Below are 20,737 nucleotides of genomic sequence, written 5' to 3'. Positions count from 1 at the left end.
GACTCGCACTGCGAACATTCGTAGATGTAATTGTCTGCATCGCGGACCCAAACGGATAGAGTGTATAACCGTGAATAGCAATAGACCTAAAAACCTAGATCTGACAACGATTCAGTTGCCGGTTACGGCAAAAGCTTCCATTCTGCACAGAATAGCAGGCATTGGATTGTTCTTCGGTATGGCTTTCGTTCTTGCTGCTTTAGATATGACTTTAGCTTCAGAAGAAAGTTTCAACCAGTTCAAAGAATGCTTACAAAGCCCTGTGGCAAAACTTATTACTTGGGGCATTTTATCTGCTCTTGGCTATCACTTCGTTGCAGGCATTAAGCACCTGCTTATGGATATGGGCATCGGCGAAACCTTAGAAGGTGGTCGAACTGGCTCAATAATTACGCTTGTTTTGGGCGGATTAATGATTGTTCTTGCAGGAGTTTGGGTATGGTAACTAGCGTTACAAATTTTAGCCGCAGCGGTTTGTCTGATTGGGTACTTCAACGAGCAAGTGCTGTTATCTTGGCAACCTACTCAATTTTTATTGTGGGTTACATTTTATTAAACCCTGATATGTCTTACGCTCAGTGGAAGGAGCTTTTTAGCTGCACATCTGTTCGTATTTATTCTTTATTGGCGGTTCTTTCGTTAGTTGCTCACTCTTGGGTAGGCTTATGGACGATTGCTACTGACTATATTAAGCCAGCTAAGATTCGCTTTGTTTTCAATGCAGCCGTGATTGTTACATTGTTTGTTTTTCTAGTGTGGTCGATTGAAATTCTTTGGGGGCTGTAATATATGTCTAATCAAGTTCGCACCATGACGTTTGACTCAATCGTTATTGGTGGTGGCGGTGCCGGTATGCGTGCCGGTTTGCAGTTGGCTGAATCAGGCCTGAAAACTGCGGTAGTTTCAAAAGTGTTCCCAACTCGTTCACATACAGTATCTGCGCAGGGCGGTATTACATGTGCGATTGCAAGTGCTGATCCTAACGATGATTGGCGCTGGCATATGTACGATACTGTCAAGGGTTCCGACTATATTGGTGACCAAGACGCTATCGAGTACATGTGTAGCGTAGGCCCTCAGGCTGTATTTGAGCTTGACCACATGGGGTTGCCATTCTCTCGTTTTGATAACGGTCGTATCTATCAGCGTCCTTTCGGTGGCCAGTCTAAAGATTTCGGTAAAGGCGGGCAAGCTGCTCGTACTTGTGCTGCGGCTGACCGTACAGGCCATGCATTATTGCACACGCTTTATCAGGCAAACCTTGCTGCAGGCACTACTTTCTTAAATGAATGGTATGCCGTTGATCTTGTTAAAAACAAGAAAGGGCAAGTGGTTGGTTGTGTTGCTATTGATATGGAAACTGGTGAAACAGTTTACATTAAAGCAAAAGCAACTGTACTGGCTACTGGCGGTGCAGGTCGTATTTATCAATCGACTACGAACGCGCACATCAATACTGGTGATGGCGTTGGTATGTCTTTGCGTGCAGGTTTTGTTGCGCAGGATATGGAAATGTGGCAGTTCCACCCAACCGGTATTGCAGGCGCAGGCGTGCTTGTAACCGAAGGTTGTCGTGGTGAAGGCGGTTATCTAATTAACAAAGATGGCGAGCGCTTCATGGAGCGTTATGCTCCTAATGCTAAAGACCTGGCGGGTCGAGACGTTGTTGCTCGCTCAATGGTTATGGAGATCCTTGAGGGTCGTGGTGCTGGTGAAAATGGCGATCACGTATTCTTGAAGTTGGACCACTTAGGTGAAGAAGTACTTAATAGTCGTCTTCCTGGTATTTGTGAGCTATCTAAAACGTTCGCACACGTAGATCCTGCTAAAGAGCCAGTACCTGTTGTTCCGACATGTCACTACATGATGGGCGGTGTTCCGACAAACATTGGCGGTCAGGCAATTCAGGTTGCCGAAGATGGCACTGAAACAGTGATTGACGGTCTGTTTGCTTGTGGTGAAGTTGCCTGTGTATCTGTGCATGGTGCTAACCGACTGGGTGGTAACTCGTTGCTTGACCTGGTTGTATTTGGTCGTGCTGCTGGTATTCAGATTGAGAAGCAATTACGTGAAGGCTTTGACGTAATGGATGCTACCGATACCGATCTTGAAAATGCACTAGAAAGATTGAACAAAATCAACACCAACACCACTGGTGAAGATGTTGCTACTGTTCGTGCAGACCTTCAGAAATGTATGCAGCTTTATTTTGGTGTTTTCCGAGACGGCGAAAGCATGCAGAAAGGCCTTGGCATTCTTAAAGAAATCGGTAATCGCGTAAATAACTTGTGCATCAAAGATAAGAGCCAGGCATTTAACACTGCGCGTATTGAAGCTCTTGAGCTTGGTAATTTATATGAAGTTGCCTACGCGACTGCAGTTTCTGCTGAAATCCGTAAAGAAAGTCGTGGTGCTCACGCCCGTAACGACTTCACTGAGCGTGATGATGAAAACTGGCTTAAGCACTCAATCTACAATCCAACCACTCAAGGTGTTGGCAAGCGAGACGTAAACTTCGCCCCTAAAACTGTAGAAGCATTCCCACCTAAGGTGAGAACATACTAATCCAAGGGTCGATGAGGAAGATAGAATAATGTTAGTAAGCGTATATCGTTACAATCCGGAGACTGATGAAGCTCCATATATGCAGGACTACAATATCGAAATTCCAGGTGGTAAAGACCTGATGGTATTGGATGTTTTGCATCTAATTAAAGAACAAGACGAGAGTCTTTCTTTCCGTCGCTCATGCCGTGAAGGCGTGTGTGGTTCTGATGGTGTTAATATTAACGGTAAGAATGGTCTTGCTTGTATTACTCCGTTATCAGAGTGTGTGAAAGGCGACAAGCTGATTCTTCGTCCTCTTCCTGGCTTGCCAGTTATCCGCGACATTGTTGTGGATATGGAGCAATTCTATAAGCAGTACGAAAAGATCAAGCCGTACTTGATCAATGATACGCCAGCACCTGCTATTGAGCGCTTGCAGTCTCCAGAAGAACGTGAGCACCTTGATGGTTTGTATGAGTGTATTTTGTGTGCATGCTGTTCAACTGCGTGCCCATCTTTCTGGTGGAATCCAGATAAGTTTATCGGTCCTTCCGGTTTGCTTCAGGCCTATCGATTCTTGATTGATAGTCGTGATACTGCCACGGAAGAGCGCTTGGCAGAACTGGATGATCCATTCAGTGTATTCCGTTGCCGAGGCATTATGAATTGTGTTAACGTTTGCCCTAAAGGTCTAAATCCTACAAAGGCAATCGGGCACATCCGTAACATGCTTCTATCGCGCGGATCGTAATGTAGAAAAAGGGGCTGGCAAGCCCCTTTTTTTATTGCTTGCAGTACATAAAATATACTAATTACAACATTGCAAGCAGAAAGTAGGGGGAAGTTTTGCATTCTTTCGATTTTTATTCTAAAAATAGATAAATATCGGAAAAATCAGAGGTTTTTACTCAAAAAGTATAATCCTCTAAATTAACTAAAGTTAACCCAGAGGTGGATACCATCCACGATTCGTTTGTAAACGGCTCATCCGCTGTAATACAACAGTCAAACCTCAGTGCATTAAGGACGGGAACGAATGCAAGAAGCTTCTATGGAGCAATTAAGAGGTAGCTCTCATTTGGGCGGTAACGTAGCTTATGTCGAAGCTATGTATGAAGCTTATTTAAGAGATCCAAATGAAGTGCCAGAGCAGTGGCGCTCATATTTTGAAAGATTACCAAGGTCTACCGAGGCCGCACCTCACGATATCCCTCACTCGACAATTCGTGAAACATTTATTCTTCACGCTAAGAATAAAGATACAAATCGCCCTAAAGCCGCAAGCGCAGTTAGCTCCGATTTCGATATTAAACAAGTTAAGGTTCTTGACCTTATTAATGCATATCGTGTTCGTGGGCACCAAAAAGCAGATCTTGATCCGTTGAATCTTATGCAACGTGATGACGTCCCTGATTTGCAGCTTGGCTATCATGGCTTAACCAATGCGGATTTGGATACGGTTTTTCAAACCGGTAACTTAGCGACTGGTTCCGATAACTCTTCTTTAGCTGAAATCATCGATACTCTGGAAAAAACTTACTGTTCATCTGTAGGTGCTGAGTACATGCACATCGTTGATACAGCAGAAAAAGAGTGGCTACAGCAGCGTATTGAAAGTGTTAAATCACACCCTAAATACAGTGCAGAAGTTGCAAAACACATTCTTGAGCGTTTGGTTGCATCTGAAGGGCTTGAAAAGTACCTTCAATCTAAGTATCCAGGTACTAAGCGCTTTGGTCTTGAAGGTGGTGAGTCATTAATTCCTTTAATGGACGAACTTATCCAGCGTGCTGGAACCTACCAAGTTCAAGAAGTTGTAATTGGTATGGCACACCGTGGCCGCTTGAATGTATTGATTAATACTCTGGGTAAATCACCTGCAGACCTGTTTGATGAATTTGAAGGTCGAGCCAAGTTTGATAGCTCCGGAGATGTGAAGTACCACCAAGGTTTCTCATCAAACGTGATGACCCCTGGCGGAGAAGTGCATTTGGCGCTCGCATTCAACCCGTCTCACCTAGAGATTGTATCCCCAGTGGTTGAGGGCTCGGTACGTGCTCGCCAAGATCGCCGAAAAGATCCAATTGGTACAACAGTAATGCCTATCAGCATCCATGGTGATGCTGCGTTTGCTGGGCAGGGCGTGGTTATGGAAACATTCCAGGCATCTCAGACAAGAGCTTACAAAACAGGTGGCACTGTTCACGTGATTGTGAACAACCAGGTAGGTTTTACTACGTCACTGCAGGAAGACGCTCGCTCTACCGAGTATTGTACTGACGTTGCCAAGATGGTTCAGGCACCAATTTTTCACGTAAACGCTGACGACCCTGAAGCAGTGTTTTTCGTTACGCAGCTTGCTGCAGATTATCGATTTGAATTTAAGAAAGACATTGTTATTGACTTGATTTGTTATCGTCGCCGAGGCCATAACGAAGCGGATGAGCCATCAGGCACTCAGCCTCTTATGTATGAAAAAATTCGTACACAGAAGTCTACGTGTGAGCTGTATGCTAATAAGTTAATTTCAGAAGGTATTATTACCAAAGAAGAGTATGCAACATTAACGAACGATTATCGTGATGCACTCGATAATGGACGTCATGTTGTTAAGAGTTTGGTGCGTGAGCCAAATGAATCTATGTTTGTCGACTGGAGGCCTTTCTTGGGGCACGAATGGACGGCAAGCCATGATACTTCGATTGACCTCAAGAAACTTCAGTCTTTATCGAATGAACTAAACGAAATGCCTGAGGGTTTTGTAACTCAGCGTCAGGTTCAAAAAATCATTGAAGACCGCCGCAAGATGACGGTCGGTGCGCTACCGATTAACTGGGGTTATGCGGAAACAATGGCATATGCTTCTCTATTAGCAGAAGGCCATTCTGTTCGTATTACTGGTCAGGACGTTGGTCGTGGTACTTTCTCGCACAGACACGCAGTCTTGCATAATCAAAAAGATGGCTCTCGTCATATTCCGTTAAGTACATTAGCAACGGACGATGTTACTTTTGACATCTATGACTCTTTCCTTTCAGAAGAGGCCGTGTTGGCCTTTGAGTATGGTTACGCCACCACGCAACCAAATACCCTCGTTATCTGGGAGGCTCAGTTCGGTGATTTTGCAAACGGCGCTCAGGTAGTAATTGATCAGTTTATTACCAGTGGTGAGCATAAATGGGGTCGTTTATGCGGTCTTACAATGTTGTTACCGCACGGTTATGAAGGTCAGGGGCCTGAACACTCATCTGCACGTTTAGAGCGTTATCTTCAGCTTTGTGCTGAACACAATATTCAGGTTTGTGTGCCAACGACGCCGGCTCAGGTTTTCCATATGCTTCGTCGTCAGGCGATCAGACCTTTAAGAAAACCGTTGGTTGCATTAACACCTAAGAGCTTGCTACGTCACAAGGAAGCAATATCAACACTGGAAGAGCTATCAGAAGGTTCTTTCCAGACAGTGATTGACGAAGTTGATACCGTAAAGGCTAAAGACGTCACTCGAGTTGTTATGTGTTCTGGTAAAGTTTATTTCGACTTGCTTGAACAGCGCCGTGCACGTGAACTAAATAATGTTGCGATTGTCCGAATTGAACAACTGTATCCGTTCCCTGAAGATGATCTGAAAAATATTCTGAAAAAGTACAAAAGCATCGAGAAGGTTGTTTGGTGTCAGGAAGAGCCAATGAACCAAGGCGCTTGGTACAGTAGTCAGCATCATATGCGTCGGGTTGTGCGATCTCTTAACTTTGCTCATCTTGACTATGAAGTTGAATATGCTGGTCGTGAAGCCTCTGCGTCTCCTGCCGCAGGTTATATGGCACTTCACGTTGAGCAGCAGAATAAGATGATTGATGACGCCTTGATTGGTTAACGAATAAGTACAGTACACAGATAAAGGAATAAGGAATAAGTATGGCCATAGAAATTAAAGCGCCCACTTTCCCAGAGTCAGTTGCTGAAGGTAATATTGCAACATGGCATAAGCAGCCTGGTGAGGCAGTTTCAAGAGATGAGCTGATTGTTGATATTGAAACGGATAAGGTTGTTCTAGAGGTTGCTGCGCCGGCAGACGGTGTTATCTCTGAAGTATTAAAGAGCGAAGGTGATGTTGTACTGAGCAATGAAATCATTGCTTTGTTCCAGGAAGGTGCCGTTGAGGCAACCACTGCAGAGCCAGAAGCTCAGGGCGAAGATGCTCCTCAACCCACAGAGGGCGCAGTTGCAAGCCCTGCTGCACGTAAGTTGATGGAAGAAAATGCTGTTGATTCTTCTCAGGTTGCAGGTACAGGTAAAAATGGCCTGGTCACCAAAGAAGATGTCGTTAACTTTATTAAACAAGCGGATTTGGCCGGCTCTTCAGCCGTTGCGCAAACAACCAGTGCTCCCGCTGAAGAAGCAGCTCCTGCTCCTGTGGTAGTACCGCCTCCAGCGATTGTACCTTTGAACCAAGAAGGTCGTCTGGAAAAACGTGTTCCAATGACACGTTTACGCGCCAGCATTGCTAAGCGTTTGCTAGATGCGCAGCATAATGCTGCTATGTTGACAACATTTAATGAAGTGAACATGCAGCCAATTATGGATCTAAGATCAAAGTACAAGGATCAGTTTGAGAAAACACATCAAACTAAACTTGGCTTTATGTCTTTCTTCGTTAAAGCTGCTGTTGAGTCATTGAAGAAATTCCCTGAAGTAAATGCTTCCATTGACGGTAGCGACATCGTTTATCATGGCTACTATGATGTGGGTGTGGCTGTTTCCAGCGACAGAGGATTAGTTGTTCCTGTTCTGCGCGATGCCGACGGTATGACGCTTGCCGATGTAGAAAGCACGATTAAGGATTACGGTTCAAAAGCCAAAGAGGGTAAGCTGGCGATTGAAGATATGATGGGTGGAACATTCACAATCACCAACGGTGGTGTGTTTGGTTCATTAATGTCTACGCCAATTCTGAACCCACCTCAAACAGCCATTCTTGGGATGCATAAAATCCAGGAAAGACCTATGGCGGTTAATGGTGAAGTGGTAATTCAACCAATGATGTATCTAGCGCTTTCTTATGACCATCGTTTGATTGATGGCAAAGAAGCTGTACAGTTCTTGGTCTCAGTCAAAGAATTGCTTGAAGAACCTGCTAAAATCCTTCTCAATCTATAATCTCATCTGGCCAGCCTTATGGCTGGCCCAATAAGGAAATTTAACATGTCGGATAAATTTGACGTTGTTGTAATCGGCGGTGGGCCAGGTGGATACGTAGCTGCAATCCGTGCTGCACAGTTGGGTTTAAAAACAGCTTGTATCGATAAGTATATTAATAAAAATGGCAAGGCTACATTCGGCGGCACATGTCTGAATGTTGGCTGCATTCCGTCGAAGGCACTTCTGGACACTTCTCATAAGTATCATGATGCTTGTGAAGAGTTTGAGACACACGGTATTGGCATCAAGAAAGTCGATATTGACGTTCCTCGTATGATTGAGCGTAAAGATGAAGTAGTCGAAAAACTTACGTTCGGTGTTGCTGGTCTTTTTAAATCGAATGGTGTGATTCCTTTTGAAGGCACAGGAAAGTTGCTGGCAGGTAAAAAAATCGAATTCACTGACCATGATGGTAATACCAAAACATTGGAAGCAGAGAATGTCATTATCGCTACTGGTTCCGTACCTGTTGAAATTCCTCCTGCACCACTTAAAGACGACATAATTGTTGATTCAACTGGCGCTCTGGAGTTCCAGGCTGTTCCAAAACGCTTAGGTGTGATTGGTGCTGGTGTGATTGGCTTAGAGTTAGGCAGTGTTTGGAATCGTTTAGGCTCTGAAGTGGTTGTACTTGAAGCTCAGGATGAATTCTTAAGCGTTGTCGATCGTCAGATTGCTCGCGAAGCGAGTAAAGTATTTGCCAAACAAGGCATAGATATTCGTGTGGGTGCTAGAGTCACAGGCACGGATGTGAAGCGTAAACAAGTTACTGTTTCGTACACAGATAAAGACGGCGAGCAAGAAGTTGTTGTTGATAAGTTAATTGTTGCTGTTGGTCGTCGACCATATACGGAAGGCCTGCTTGCTGTTGATAGCGGTGTTGGTCTGGACGAGCGTGGTTTTATTTTTGTTAACGATCAATGCGCAACTGACGTACCTGGCGTGTTTGCCATTGGTGACGTTGTTCGTGGCCCAATGTTGGCACATAAAGCTTCTGAAGAAGGCGTTATGGTTGCTGAACGTATTGCTGGCCAAAAAGCACAGGTTAACTATGATTTAGTTCCTTCTGTTATTTATACGCATCCTGAAATTTCTTGGGTGGGCAAAACAGAAGATGAATTAAAAGCTGCGGGAGAGTCTTATAAAACTGGATTTTTCCCATTTAGCGCAAGTGGACGCGCTTTAGCAGCGAATGATACGGATGGTATGGTTAAGATCATTGCTGATGAAGAAACAGATCGCATTTTGGGTTGTCATATTATTGGCCCTAATGCAGCTGACCTGTGTCAACAAATCTTGATTTCCATGGAATTTGGATCGACAGCGGAGGATATTGGGTTAACTATGTTCCCTCATCCGGCGTTGTGTGAAGCTGTTCATGAAGCTGCGTTGGCAGTGAATGGTCATGCAATTCACAAAGCAAACCGTCGTCGTAAGTAAATCGTTTTTCGGAAATATAATTGACGAAAGTATGATAAGGAAGGTGACTAGTTTATGAACCTGCACGAATATCAGGGTAAACAACTCTTTAAGCAGTATGGATTACCTGTTTCAGAGGGATATGCAGTGGATACTCCCGAAGCAGCAGCAGAAGCAACAAAGAAGATTGGTGGAGATGAATGGGTCGTTAAGGCTCAGGTTCATGCCGGCGGTCGAGGTAAAGCCGGCGGGGTTAAGTTAATTAAAACCGCTGAAGAAGCCAGTGCATTTGCTAGTCAATGGCTTGGGAAAAACTTAGTCACCTATCAAACAGACGAAAACGGTCAGCCCGTCAGCAAAATCCTTGTTGAGAGCTGCACTGATATTGAACAAGAACTTTATCTTGGCGCAGTAGTCGATCGTTCTACGCGACGTATTGTTTTCATGGCATCCACAGAGGGTGGCGTGGAGATTGAGAAGGTCGCGGAAGAAACACCTGAAAAAATCCTTAAAGCGACTATAGATCCATTGGCTGGGCCACAACCTTACCAAGGTCGGGAGTTGGCGTTCAAGTTAGGGTTGCAAGGCGAGCAAATTAAGCAATTCACAAAAATCTTTGTTGGTTTAGCGACTTTGTTTGCTGAAAAAGATTTGGCGCTGATAGAAATTAACCCTCTTGTGATCAAAAAAGACGGTGATTTACATTGTTTGGACGCAAAAATTGGTGTTGATAGCAATGCTGTTTATCGCCATAAAGACCTGCAGGCAATGCACGATCCTTCTCAGGAAGATGAGCGTGAAGCGCATGCAGCAAAGTTTGAATTAAACTACGTCGCTTTGGACGGTTCAATTGGCTGCATGGTGAATGGTGCTGGTCTGGCAATGGGCACTATGGATATCGTAGCATTGCATGGAGGGTTTCCAGCGAACTTCCTTGATGTTGGTGGCGGTGCGACCAAAGAACGTGTTGCTGAAGCGTTCAAAATCATCTTATCTGATGACAAAGTAAAAGCTGTGTTGGTTAATATTTTCGGTGGTATCGTTCGATGTGACATGATCGCTGAAGGGATTATTGGTGCAGTAGAAGAAGTTGGTGTAGAGGTTCCTGTGGTTGTCCGTTTGGAAGGAAATAATGCAGAGCTGGGTTCTAAGAAGCTGGCTGAAAGTGGCTTGAACATTATTGCTGCCACAAGTTTAACGGATGCAGCGCAACAAGCGGTTAAAGCGGCTGGAGGGAACTAAACAATGTCTATTTTAATCGATAAAAATACCAAAGTTATTTGCCAGGGTTTTACTGGTGGTCAAGGCACATTCCATTCTGAGCAAGCAATAGAATACGGCACACAAATGGTTGGTGGTGTTACACCAGGCAAAGGTGGTCAAACGCACCTTGGCCTGCCTGTGTTTAATACTGTGGCGGAAGCTGTCGAAGCTACCGGGGCAGAAGCATCGGTCATTTATGTTCCTGCTCCCTTTTGTAAAGACTCAATATTAGAAGCTGCCAATTCAGGCATCAAACTGATCGTATGTATCACAGAAGGCATTCCTACATTGGATATGCTTGACGCAAAAGTGAAGTGTGATGAGCTGGGAGTCCGTTTAATTGGTCCTAACTGTCCAGGTGTAATTACTCCGGGGGAATGTAAAATCGGCATTATGCCAGGCCATATTCATCTTCCAGGCAAAGTGGGTATCGTATCCCGTTCAGGTACGTTGACTTACGAAGCTGTTAAGCAGACGACAGATTACGGCTTTGGTCAGTCGACTTGTGTTGGCATTGGTGGTGACCCAATTCCTGGCTCTAACTTCATCGATATTTTGGAAATGTTCCAAAATGATCCGGCAACCGAAGCGATCGTAATGATTGGTGAGATTGGTGGTAGTGCTGAAGAAGAGGCGGCTGCTTACATCAAAGCGAATGTAACCAAGCCGGTTGTCTCTTACATTGCTGGTGTGACCGCACCTAAAGGCAAACGCATGGGGCACGCAGGTGCAATTATTTCAGGTGGCAAGGGAACGGCTGATGAGAAGTTCGCTGCGTTAGAAGATGCGGGTGTTAAAACGGTTCGCTCTTTGGCTGAAATTGGTAATGCACTTAAAGAAGTAACTGGCTGGTAGCCATGGTATCGGGGTAGCATTCTGCTATCCCGTTCTTGATTTTCTCTATGACTCACATAGAACCTCAATCGAATAGATCTCTTGAATTGTATGTTGACGGAATTAACTTTTATCCGTCTATTCTTCGAGATTTATCATCCGCAAAGCGTTTTGTTTACATTGAAAATTACTTAATTGAACCTGGCTCTTTATGGGAAAGATTTAAAGAGGTTCTGCATGATCTCTCGAACAAAGGCATCATAGTAAAAGGGGTCTTTGATGCTTTTGGTAGCCGTCGCATTGCTGGCGATGTTATTTCGTTAAACCAAAGAGCAAACATTGATATTCACCTGTTTCATCCCCTAAAGATGAGTAAATTAACAGGGAATCTGTATCGAACTCATATTAAACTTTTTATTATTGATGGCGAAGTCGCTTATACCGGTGGCGCAGGTATAACGAATCATTTTTATAATCCAGAGTCTAAGCGTTCTAACTGGTCAGATGTAATGATTCGCGTGAGTGACGATAGCGTGAAGAAAATTGCTCAGTTGTATGCATGGAAATTTCGATCTTTAACACGTAAAAGCCTCAGTTTGGCCAATCCTCTCTATCGACCTTTTAACGAAACTAACCGGGAGTTAACGGGCTGGCTTTACGCCCATCATTTAACCACACATTGGATTAAAAGGGCCGTTTACAAAAAGCTATCGGTAGCAAAGCAAAAAATTTGGATCAATAGCGCGTATTTTTTCCCAACTAAGAAAATGGTGCGTTACCTCACCAGAAAATCGTTAGCAGGTGTGGATGTGAGATTGTTGCTTCCTGGAATTACTGACGTGCTTTTTATGAAATATCTTGCAAGAGGGCGTTATAAGAAACTGCTTGAGGCAGGGGTTTCTATCTATGAAATTAAAGACCGATTTTTACACATTAAAATAATTGTAGTAGATAACTGGGTAACTTTAGGTTCATTTAATATAGATATTTTGAGTCTAAGGTTTAACCAAGAGCTGAACTACGCTACAACGGATGCAGATTTTTTAGCTTCGATAGATGAATTCTTTAATGCAAAGTTTGATAAATCTGAGCCTATTGACTTGAACAGGTGGAGCAGAAGGGCCTTCTTTTTAAAAGTTTTTGAGCGACTCTCTTATCAGTTAGTGCGGATTTTTCAAAAGTTTCTTCGGTGATTATACTCATAATCAGTTGTGAACTTTGATATTTCCTATAAAATCCTCTGCGCTGGTTGGGGGATATATGACACTAATAGAAGTACTTCCGTTACTTTTCTTTTTCACTGTATGGGTTGGCTATGTCCATCTTTCGCGGATGCTGGCAAAGAAGAAGAGTGCACTTTCCACAGCACTCCACAATTATCGATACGACTGGATGTTGAAAGTTATCACACGTGATAACCGTGTTGCAGATGCTGCGATTGTGTCGAACCTTGAACGAAATGCTGCATTTTTTGCGTCCACTTCAATCATCATTCTTGCTGGTTTGATCACTGCGATGGGGTCTGTTCAACAAGTTGAAGAATTTATTACCAGTTTTGAGCTGTTTAGTGTTTCTGCTTCAGGCAACTGGCATTTTAAATTGTTAATTCTCATAGGCATATTTGCTTATGCCTTTTTTAAGTTTTCTTGGTGCCTAAGACAGTATGGTTTCTGTTCAGTTATGATCGGAGCTGCTCCTCTTTCAGATGACCCAAATATATCAGCGGGGCGAAAAGAGGCTTTCGCCAGCTCAGCAGCGAAGGTAATTGACAATGCAGGGAAGCATTTCAATCTAGGATTACGGGGCTATTATTTTGGCATGGCCTTTTTAACCTGGTTTATCAATACTCCATTATTTATTGCAATCACTATTTTAGTTGTTTGTGTTTTGTATTATCGAGAATTTCATTCCAGTACTCTACGAGCTCTTGTTAGAGGTCGGTTAGACTAATTTCTGAAAAACAGCGGTACCATTATGAACAAAGAACTGACTGGCAGGGCGCAGCGTTTTATCGATGAGTTGGCCCATTGTGTTGATATAGGTTTGCAGGCCTATAAAGTCGACCACAATGGAGCTACTACCTTGATACTTCCATTTAACGAAGCACTGGTTGGAAATACAGACACCAGAATCATGCATGGAGGCGCTATTACCACTCTGATGGATACGGCTTCAGGTACTTCAGTGATTTGTACGCTTGAAGACTTCGAGATTTGTCCGACGTTAGACCTTAGAATTGATTATTTAAAATCTGCCGAACCAGACAAACCTATTTATGGCTTTGCAGAGTGTTATCGCGTTTCTAGAAATGTGGTTTTTACGCGCGGTACGGCATATCAAGACGACATGAATGACCCTGTTGCACATTGTGTAGGAACCTTTATGCGTTTGGGAACGGAATTTACCCCGGAGTATTTCCGAACACGAGTGTTGGAGGGTAAGCGATAATGAAAATGAATATCAGAGAATTGGTTAAACAAGCTCACGAAACAGGAGATTACTCTCAACTGATAGCTCAGATCCCTTATGCAAACAAAATTGGTGTAAGTTGTGAGCGCTTTGGTGATGATGTAATTTTCAAATTACCCGCAAATAAATTAAATATCGGGAACCCATTATTGCCCGCGATTCACGGCGGTGTCATCGGTGGCTTTATGGAATTATCAGCCGCTCTTTATCTCATGATGTTCCAGGATGTGCCTAAACTCCCAAAAATTGTAGATTTTTCTATAGATTATTTGAGGGCAGGCTATTATCAGGATACATTTGTAGAGTGTGAGTTAACTCGTCAGGGAAAAAGAGTTGCGAATGTATCTATTTATGCGTGGCAAAAAACACGTAATGAGCCAATCACCACCGCTAGAGCGCACTTTCTTATCCCTGAAAACTAATAGTCAACCGACTCAGGGGTTGTGAAGGTAAATGGCTGGGCTTATTTTTTTAACAACCTTAGTACTATTCATTGCTGTAATATTGTGCCTCTGGGTCGTTTTGGCCAGAACTCACGGTTCTGGCTGGCTCATTAAATGGTTGCCTCCGTTTTGTTTTACTTATCTTTATGAGCACAGAAACAAAAACCAGGTTTTGTTTTGGTCTTTATGTCTCACATCTCTTTTATTTATTGCAACATCCGTATTTTGGTCAATTTCAAACTTATCAGAAACTACGCCTGATCCAACTGACACGCCTTATCTGGCATCAATTCAAGACGGCAAGCTGAGTGTGTCCAAAGAAGGCAATATTATCTCTGAGGAGGAGTGGGTGTTTTTAGATGCTGCTTTATCCAAGCAAGCTCTGGCAACGCCGCTCAATTTGGCCACACCTGAGGCTTATTATTCCTTCAAAGATTCGGCAACCAAAACCTTTAATTACAAAGAAATGGATGTCAAGGCGTTGGATATAAACAAAGTAGATGACCAACTCATCATTTCAATTTCACTTCAGGATTCGAAAAAAGTACTTTATGCAGATTTTGACCGAGACGATGACGCCAGCTCTCTAGACAAAATCAGTCCAGATGACATAAAGCACGCCATTGATCAAATATGGAAAACAGCACCTGAAGGTATCAATTACCGGCTTGGGACGATTAGGCCCTTATCTGATAATCAAAGTATTGTTGGTATCCGTATCATTAAAGACGGTGTATTAGATAAAGAAGTCACCCTGACTGTAGATCAAAGGCTAGGGAAGCCAGTTGTTAATCATCGAAGCGTTTTGTCACTCCGTAAGACTTTAGTTAATTACCGAACACCCCCTAAAACACGACCAAGTAACCAAAATACCCTTTTCTTTTCAGAATTTATTGGTCTTGCACCTCAGTATGTTGGTAAGCAAGTGACGGTTTATAAACTTGATAAAATCAACGTAACAGGTGAGTTTAAAGAAATCTCTAATAGCAGGGTAATTAAGGTCACTAAACGTTTAGGATCAGGCGTGGTTGAGGTCAACACGCCGCTAACCTTGATTAAAGAATTAAAATTCCGAGATTTATTGGTGACGGTGGCTTCCAAGCCCTCTGAAAATAGCGCAGAAGAGAATGTCGTATATTTGGATGATTTACCTGAAGGCACTGACTTGCAGGAAGGCCAACAAGTAACTGCGACACAGGTCAACAAATTAAAACAAGATGCTCAGGACAGCCTTGAAGAAAAGAAAGCAATGGACGATGCAAAAAAGCACGAAGCTCCTGAAAGCGTTGTCTCACCCGAATCCGTAGTTAAAAAAGACCCATTGACTGAAAAAATCGGCCGCTTTGTGATTGTAACGACTAACGAGAATCAAAGCCGGGTCGGAGAGCTGGTTAAGGTCATACCGCATAAGTCCATATCTGTACGCGCCTCCAATGGTGGTATTGAGTATCATGTCCCTCAAGAGAAGATCAAAAGCATTACATATCCCAAAAAATAAATTTTTTTTTACGTTATTTGCTTGAAATACCAAACCTCAGCCCCATTTAAAACACAAGCAAACATTTATTGATTGACGAGCTCAAATCTCGCCGATCATTACATTGATCAAAATAGAGAAGTTTAAAGGGGATAGGAATGTCAGTAGAAGCACAAAAAGAAACTTTGGGCTTTCAAACGGAAGTAAAGCAGTTACTGCATTTAATGATTCACTCTTTGTATAGCAACAAAGAAATTTTCTTACGTGAATTAATTTCAAATGCATCAGACGCTGCCGATAAATTACGATTCTTAGCCTTAGAAGACAGTGCTTTGTATGAAGGTGATGGCGAACTTAACATTCGTATCACTGTGGACTCTGAAGCAAACACGTTGACAATTTCTGACAACGGCATCGGTATGAACCGTGACGACGTGATTGAGCACTTGGGGACGATTGCTAAGTCAGGCACATCTTCTTTCCTACAGCAATTAACAGGTGACCAACAAAAAGATTCTCAGTTAATTGGTCAATTTGGTGTAGGTTTCTATTCGGCATTTATTGTTGCCGGCAAGGTGGATGTAAGAACCCGTAAAGCCGGTGACGCAGCAGACCAAGGTGTATTCTGGAGCTCTGAAGGCGAAGGTGAATTTACTGTTGAAGCGATTACTAAAGAGACTCGAGGCACTGAAATAACGCTTCATCTTCGAGAAGAAGAAAAAGAATTCGCAGAAAGTTTCCGTATTCGTAGCCTGATCAAAAAGTATTCCGATCATATTGCGCTGCCGATCATCATGAAAGGTGAACCCGCACCAGCGACTGAAGAAGGTGAGGCGCCTGAAGAACCAAAAGACGAAACAGTCAACACCGCCACAGCGCTATGGACGAGAAGCAAGAGTGAGATCTCTGAGGAAGAATATCAGGAGTTCTATAAACACGTATCGCATGATTTCGAAGATGCTCTTACCTGGGCTCATAACCGGGTTGAAGGCAAGCTTGATTACACCAGTTTATTGTATATTCCAACGAACGCCCCCTTTGATCTTTATGAAAGAGATACGCCTCGTGGATTGAAGCTGTATGTTCAGCGCGTCTTCATCATGGATAAGGCAGAACAATTCTTACCTATGTATTTGCGCTTTATTAAAGGTGTGCTTGATTCAAATGATCTTTCTTTGAATGTGTCCCGTGAGATACTTCAGGAAGACCGCGCCGTAACCAGCATGAAAACTGCGCTTACTAAGCGTGTCTTGGATGTACTTGGTAAGCTGGCAAACAATGAACCAGAGAAGTACGCTACGTTCTGGAAGGCATTTGGTCAGGTACTTAAAGAAGGCCCAGGTGAAGATTTCGCCAATAAGGAAAAAATCGCCAAGCTTCTTCGCTTTGCAACCACGAACGATGATAAAGAAGAGCAAACGCATTCTTTAGAAAGCTACATCGAGCGTATGCAGGAGTCTCAAGACAAGATCTACTATGTTGTTGCAGAAAACCATGAGACAGCTAAAAACAGCCCTCATTTAGAAGTTTTCCGTAAGAAAGGCATTGAGGTGCTGTTGCTTTCTGATCGTGTGGACGAGTGGATGATGAGCCACCTCAACGAGTTTGATGGCAAGCAATTGGTCGATGTTGCGAAGGGCGAGCTTGATCTGGACAGCCTGGACTCAGAAGAAGATAAAAAAGCGAAAGAAGAAGCAGAAAAAACGTTTGAAAGCCTGACTTCGCAACTTAAAGAAGTTTTGAAAGACAAAGTCAACGATGTGAGAGTCACCAATCGTTTAACTGATTCGCCGGTATGTTTGGTGGTTGGTCAGTATGATATGGGCCTTCAAATGCGTCGTATGCTAGAGGCTGCTGGTCAGAAGTTGCCAGAGTCCAAGCCATCACTGGAAGTAAATACAGATCATCCTCTGATTCAGCAACTGAACACAGAAACGGATGATAACCGCTTCTCTGATATGGCTAATATCTTGTTTGATCAGGCAACTCTAGCTGAGGGTGGCCAATTAACTGACCCAGCAAGTTACGTAGCCCGAATGAATAAACTTGTGTTGGACTTAATGAAATAATTCATTCGTTCAATCTGATATCTTAAGATTAAAAAGGCCGAGGCACTGTTCCTCGGCTTTTTTTGTTCTTACGTGATGAATTGTCAACAAATGAGGAAGTGTGTCGACAATTTTATAGAAATACATTGTTTTTCATAACCGACCGACAGGATTTAATTTGATATTGTTGACAATATTGAGCTTTGGTTTACAATTTCTTGAAATTTAAACCTAAGAGCGATGTCGTCAATGGAAGTAGTTAACAATTTAACGCTTGCCGATAAAGTCTTAATGAAATTTCAGGAAGACATTGTCTCGGGGGATGTAGCTCCGGGAACTAAGATATCTGAGTCTGCGTTAGCGACAAAGTATGGCGTGAGCCGAGGACCGCTTCGAGAAGCCATTTCGAGACTTGAGTCTCGAGGGTTGATAGAAAGAGCACCCAATGTTGGCGCCCGCGTAGTTTCTTTATCACACCAAGAGCTTATAGAGCTTTACCAAATCAGAGAGTCTCTGGAAAGTTTGGCTTGCCGACTGGCCGCTGAAAATATGTCCGCCGATGAAGTCCTCGAGTTGAAAGCATTGCTGCTTAAACACGAGCAGGATGAAGACTTTAAAGACGGAACCTCGTACTACAAGCAACAAGGTGACCTCGATTTTCATTATTGCATCATCTACGGAAGCAAGAATAAAAAGTTAATTCATTTATTATGCGAAGAACTTTACCACCTGATACTTATGTATCGACACCAATTCAGTAATCTATCTTCTCATCCCCAACAAGCGTTAACTCATCATCAGCGAATCGTTGAAGCAATTGAAGACGGCGATGGCGAGCTGGCGGAAATTCTAATGCGTAGGCATATTCAACAATCCAGAAAAGTTGTTGAAGCCTATTTTGCTCAACTAAAAACACAGGACCATTAGTATGACTGGTAAAACCTCCCCTGGTGCAAGATTTCGTCAGGCAATTATTGATAATAATCCTTTGCAAGTTGTTGGAACGGTAAATCCATACTGTGCACTGATGGCAGAAAGAGTTGGTCACAAAGCTCTTTATTTATCTGGCGGTGGCGTGGCAAATGCTTCTTATGGACTGCCAGATTTAGGCATGACCAGTCTGAACGATGTTATTGAAGATGTACGCCGAATTACAGCGGTCACTGAACTTCCATTATTAGTGGACATTGATACTGGCTGGGGTGGAGCATTCAATATTGGCCGTACAATCAAGGAAATGACTAAAGCAGGTGCTGCTGCTGTTCATATTGAGGATCAGGTTGCTCAAAAGCGTTGTGGCCATCGTCCTAATAAAGAAATAGTGTCCAAACAGGAAATGGTTGATCGTATTAAAGCTTGCGTGGATGCACGCACGGATGATGATTTCTTCATCATGGCCCGAACAGATGCATTTGCTCAAGAAGGCCTGGATGCTGCTATAGAGCGTGCTCAAGCTTGTGTTGAGGCCGGAGCAGATGGCATTTTTGCAGAAGCAGTCAATGAATTAGAGCATTACGAGGCCTTCAGCAAAGCTATAGATGTTCCAATTCTTGCTAATATTACAGAGTTTGGTCAAACCCCTTTATACAACAAAGAAGAACTTGCTAAAGCAGGTGCGTCAATGGTGCTTTACCCGCTCAGTGCTTTTCGTGCGATGAATAAAGCTGCATTGACGGTTTACGAAAATATTCTTGAAAAGGGTGACCAAAAAGACGTGGTTGATTTAATGCAAACACGTATGGAACTTTATGATTTCCTAGGTTATCACGATTATGAGAAGAAGCTCGACGCTCTTTTTGCAGAAGGTAAGAATAAGTAATTATTTCAATAAGTTAAATCTTCTATTTAATGTAGATTATTCGTGATATAGAGACCACAAACGACTTAAGATGAGGGATTAAAATGGTAGATAAAGCATTAGCCGGAGCAGGCCTGAGAGGCCAGGTAGCAGGTGAAACAGCACTTTGTACCGTTGGAAAAACAGGTGCAGGTTTAACGTACCGGGGCTACGACATTAACGACCTTGCGAATAACGCACAGTTTGAAGAAGTTGCTCATTTATTATTACGCGGCCACTTACCAACTACCGAGGAGCTTGCAGAATATAAAGCAAAGCTTAAATCCATGAGAGCTTTGCCTGAGGCGATGAAATCCGCTTTGGAATTAATTCCTGCAGACGCTCATCCAATGGACGTGATGCGGACAGGTTGTTCTGTACTGGGCAATCTCGATGAAGAAAAAGATTTCGCAGAGCAGGACGATAAAATCGACCGCATGTTGGCGTTGTTTCCTTCCATTATTTGCTATTGGTATCGATTCAGTCATGACGGCGTACGCATCGAAACAGCCACAGATGATGACTCCATCGGTGGCCATTTCTTACATTTATTGCATGGTAAGGCTCCGTCGGAACTGCATGAGCAGGTAATGCATGTTTCATTGATCCTGTATGCTGAACACGAATTTAATGCTTCCACTTTTACGGCAAGAGTTTGCGCTTCTACGCTTTCAGACATTCACAGTTGTGTGACAGGTGCAATCGGCTCTTTGCGCGGTCCATTGCATGGCGGGGCGAACGAAGCAGCCATGGAGCTGATTGAACGTTTCTCTTCTCCTGCTAAAGCGGAAGAAGAGCTGATGGCTATGTTGGCCCGAAAAGACAAAATCATGGGCTTTGGTCATGCCATTTACCGCGAGTCAGACCCGAGAAACGGGATCATCAAACAGTGGTCTGAAAAACTGGCCAAAGAAGCCGGCGATACTGTTTTGTACCCTGTGTCTGTTCGATGCGAAGAAGTCATGTGGCGAGAAAAGAAACTGTTCTGTAATGCAGATTTCTTCCATGCTTCTGCCTATCACTTCATGGGAATTCCAACAAAGCTGTTTACACCGATTTTTGTGATGTCTCGTGTAACTGGCTGGACTGCCCATGTGAAAGAACAGCGCGCAAATAATCGTATCATTCGTCCGAGTGCCGATTACACTGGCCCAGAGTCGGCTGAATGGGTTGCCATAGAAGACCGTGTGTAGTGCATTGC

Annotated in this window: 18 protein-coding genes; all 18 read left to right on the top strand. The window is 43.4% G+C overall.

What is annotated here, in order from left to right:
- Window positions 1–70: 70 nt before the first annotated feature.
- Entirely contained in the window at window positions 71–445 is a 375-nt protein-coding gene (gene sdhC / locus ABD744_RS07705; RefSeq protein WP_344797114.1) for a succinate dehydrogenase, cytochrome b556 subunit, read from the top strand.
- Window positions 439–786, top strand: coding sequence for a succinate dehydrogenase, hydrophobic membrane anchor protein (gene sdhD / locus ABD744_RS07700; RefSeq protein WP_344797112.1), 348 nt, complete (start codon window positions 439–441; stop codon window positions 784–786). Before sdhC ends, sdhD begins: the two co-directional genes overlap by 7 nt.
- Before the next feature lie 3 nt (window positions 787–789).
- Entirely contained in the window at window positions 790–2,565 is a 1,776-nt protein-coding gene (gene sdhA, locus ABD744_RS07695; RefSeq protein WP_344797110.1) for a succinate dehydrogenase flavoprotein subunit, read from the top strand.
- A gap of 28 nt (window positions 2,566–2,593) precedes the next feature.
- Window positions 2,594–3,298, top strand: a complete 705-nt coding sequence (locus ABD744_RS07690) for a succinate dehydrogenase iron-sulfur subunit (RefSeq protein ID WP_344797108.1) — start codon at window positions 2,594–2,596, stop codon at window positions 3,296–3,298.
- Window positions 3,299–3,583: 285 nt separating this feature from the next.
- Entirely contained in the window at window positions 3,584–6,421 is a 2,838-nt protein-coding gene (locus tag ABD744_RS07685) for a 2-oxoglutarate dehydrogenase E1 component (RefSeq protein WP_344797106.1), read from the top strand.
- Between the two features lie 41 nt (window positions 6,422–6,462).
- Window positions 6,463–7,704 carry a 2-oxoglutarate dehydrogenase complex dihydrolipoyllysine-residue succinyltransferase gene (odhB, locus tag ABD744_RS07680; RefSeq protein ID WP_344797104.1) on the top strand — a complete coding sequence of 414 codons (1,242 nt, stop codon included), beginning with the start codon at window positions 6,463–6,465 and terminating at the stop codon, window positions 7,702–7,704.
- Between the two features lie 45 nt (window positions 7,705–7,749).
- Complete coding sequence (gene lpdA, locus ABD744_RS07675) at window positions 7,750–9,186, top strand: dihydrolipoyl dehydrogenase (RefSeq protein ID WP_344797102.1); 1,437 nt, start codon at window positions 7,750–7,752, stop codon at window positions 9,184–9,186.
- Between the two features lie 54 nt (window positions 9,187–9,240).
- Window positions 9,241–10,407: an ADP-forming succinate--CoA ligase subunit beta gene (sucC, locus tag ABD744_RS07670; RefSeq protein WP_344797100.1), complete on the top strand. Its 1,167-nt coding sequence runs from the start codon at window positions 9,241–9,243 to the stop codon at window positions 10,405–10,407.
- Window positions 10,408–10,410: 3 nt separating this feature from the next.
- A complete protein-coding gene (sucD, locus tag ABD744_RS07665; RefSeq protein ID WP_344797098.1) occupies window positions 10,411–11,283 on the top strand; it encodes a succinate--CoA ligase subunit alpha in 873 nt (290 codons plus the stop codon).
- A 47-nt stretch (window positions 11,284–11,330) separates the two neighbouring features.
- Complete coding sequence (locus ABD744_RS07660) at window positions 11,331–12,455, top strand: phospholipase D-like domain-containing protein (protein WP_344797096.1); 1,125 nt, start codon at window positions 11,331–11,333, stop codon at window positions 12,453–12,455.
- Between the two features lie 67 nt (window positions 12,456–12,522).
- Window positions 12,523–13,212 (top strand): DUF599 domain-containing protein, encoded by a 690-nt coding sequence (locus ABD744_RS07655; RefSeq protein WP_344797094.1) that lies wholly within the window; start codon window positions 12,523–12,525, stop codon window positions 13,210–13,212.
- Window positions 13,213–13,236: 24 nt separating this feature from the next.
- Window positions 13,237–13,710 carry a PaaI family thioesterase gene (locus tag ABD744_RS07650; RefSeq protein WP_344797092.1) on the top strand — a complete coding sequence of 158 codons (474 nt, stop codon included), beginning with the start codon at window positions 13,237–13,239 and terminating at the stop codon, window positions 13,708–13,710.
- Window positions 13,710–14,153 carry a PaaI family thioesterase gene (locus ABD744_RS07645; protein ID WP_344797090.1) on the top strand — a complete coding sequence of 148 codons (444 nt, stop codon included), beginning with the start codon at window positions 13,710–13,712 and terminating at the stop codon, window positions 14,151–14,153. Before ABD744_RS07650 ends, ABD744_RS07645 begins: the two co-directional genes overlap by 1 nt.
- A 31-nt stretch (window positions 14,154–14,184) precedes the next feature.
- On the top strand, window positions 14,185–15,672 hold the full coding sequence (locus ABD744_RS07640) for a hypothetical protein (protein WP_344797088.1): 1,488 nt from the start codon (window positions 14,185–14,187) through the stop codon (window positions 15,670–15,672).
- Between the two features lie 137 nt (window positions 15,673–15,809).
- On the top strand, window positions 15,810–17,720 hold the full coding sequence (gene htpG, locus ABD744_RS07635) for a molecular chaperone HtpG (RefSeq protein WP_344797086.1): 1,911 nt from the start codon (window positions 15,810–15,812) through the stop codon (window positions 17,718–17,720).
- A 228-nt stretch (window positions 17,721–17,948) separates the two neighbouring features.
- A complete protein-coding gene (locus tag ABD744_RS07630) occupies window positions 17,949–18,626 on the top strand; it encodes a GntR family transcriptional regulator (RefSeq protein WP_344797084.1) in 678 nt (225 codons plus the stop codon).
- A 1-nt stretch (window position 18,627) separates the two neighbouring features.
- Window positions 18,628–19,518 (top strand): methylisocitrate lyase, encoded by an 891-nt coding sequence (prpB, locus tag ABD744_RS07625; RefSeq protein WP_344797082.1) that lies wholly within the window; start codon window positions 18,628–18,630, stop codon window positions 19,516–19,518.
- Between the two features lie 83 nt (window positions 19,519–19,601).
- On the top strand, window positions 19,602–20,729 hold the full coding sequence (prpC, locus tag ABD744_RS07620) for a bifunctional 2-methylcitrate synthase/citrate synthase (protein ID WP_344797080.1): 1,128 nt from the start codon (window positions 19,602–19,604) through the stop codon (window positions 20,727–20,729).
- The last annotated feature ends 8 nt before the right edge of the window (window positions 20,730–20,737 follow it).

This window comes from Litoribacillus peritrichatus (assembly GCF_039537985.1).
Lineage (GTDB): Bacteria > Pseudomonadota > Gammaproteobacteria > Pseudomonadales > Litoribrevibacteraceae > Litoribacillus > Litoribacillus peritrichatus.
The sequence above is the reverse complement of the archived record's forward strand: the minus strand, read 5'-3'. Positions and strand labels throughout refer to the sequence as shown.

What these genes read in the sequence shown, in the direction of transcription:
- sdhD (WP_344797112.1), top strand. Translation starts at nt 439, where the DNA reads ATGGTAACTAGCGTTACAAATTTTAGCCGCAGCGGTTTGTCTGATTGG.
- sdhA (WP_344797110.1), top strand. Translation starts at nt 790, where the DNA reads ATGTCTAATCAAGTTCGCACCATGACGTTTGACTCAATCGTTATTGGT.
- ABD744_RS07690 (WP_344797108.1), top strand. Translation starts at nt 2,594, where the DNA reads ATGTTAGTAAGCGTATATCGTTACAATCCGGAGACTGATGAAGCTCCA.
- ABD744_RS07685 (WP_344797106.1), top strand. Translation starts at nt 3,584, where the DNA reads ATGCAAGAAGCTTCTATGGAGCAATTAAGAGGTAGCTCTCATTTGGGC.
- odhB (WP_344797104.1), top strand. Translation starts at nt 6,463, where the DNA reads ATGGCCATAGAAATTAAAGCGCCCACTTTCCCAGAGTCAGTTGCTGAA.
- lpdA (WP_344797102.1), top strand. Translation starts at nt 7,750, where the DNA reads ATGTCGGATAAATTTGACGTTGTTGTAATCGGCGGTGGGCCAGGTGGA.
- sucC (WP_344797100.1), top strand. Translation starts at nt 9,241, where the DNA reads ATGAACCTGCACGAATATCAGGGTAAACAACTCTTTAAGCAGTATGGA.
- sucD (WP_344797098.1), top strand. Translation starts at nt 10,411, where the DNA reads ATGTCTATTTTAATCGATAAAAATACCAAAGTTATTTGCCAGGGTTTT.
- ABD744_RS07660 (WP_344797096.1), top strand. Translation starts at nt 11,331, where the DNA reads ATGACTCACATAGAACCTCAATCGAATAGATCTCTTGAATTGTATGTT.
- ABD744_RS07655 (WP_344797094.1), top strand. Translation starts at nt 12,523, where the DNA reads ATGACACTAATAGAAGTACTTCCGTTACTTTTCTTTTTCACTGTATGG.
- ABD744_RS07650 (WP_344797092.1), top strand. Translation starts at nt 13,237, where the DNA reads ATGAACAAAGAACTGACTGGCAGGGCGCAGCGTTTTATCGATGAGTTG.
- ABD744_RS07645 (WP_344797090.1), top strand. Translation starts at nt 13,710, where the DNA reads ATGAAAATGAATATCAGAGAATTGGTTAAACAAGCTCACGAAACAGGA.
- ABD744_RS07640 (WP_344797088.1), top strand. Translation starts at nt 14,185, where the DNA reads ATGGCTGGGCTTATTTTTTTAACAACCTTAGTACTATTCATTGCTGTA.
- htpG (WP_344797086.1), top strand. Translation starts at nt 15,810, where the DNA reads ATGTCAGTAGAAGCACAAAAAGAAACTTTGGGCTTTCAAACGGAAGTA.
- ABD744_RS07630 (WP_344797084.1), top strand. Translation starts at nt 17,949, where the DNA reads ATGGAAGTAGTTAACAATTTAACGCTTGCCGATAAAGTCTTAATGAAA.
- prpB (WP_344797082.1), top strand. Translation starts at nt 18,628, where the DNA reads ATGACTGGTAAAACCTCCCCTGGTGCAAGATTTCGTCAGGCAATTATT.
- prpC (WP_344797080.1), top strand. Translation starts at nt 19,602, where the DNA reads ATGGTAGATAAAGCATTAGCCGGAGCAGGCCTGAGAGGCCAGGTAGCA.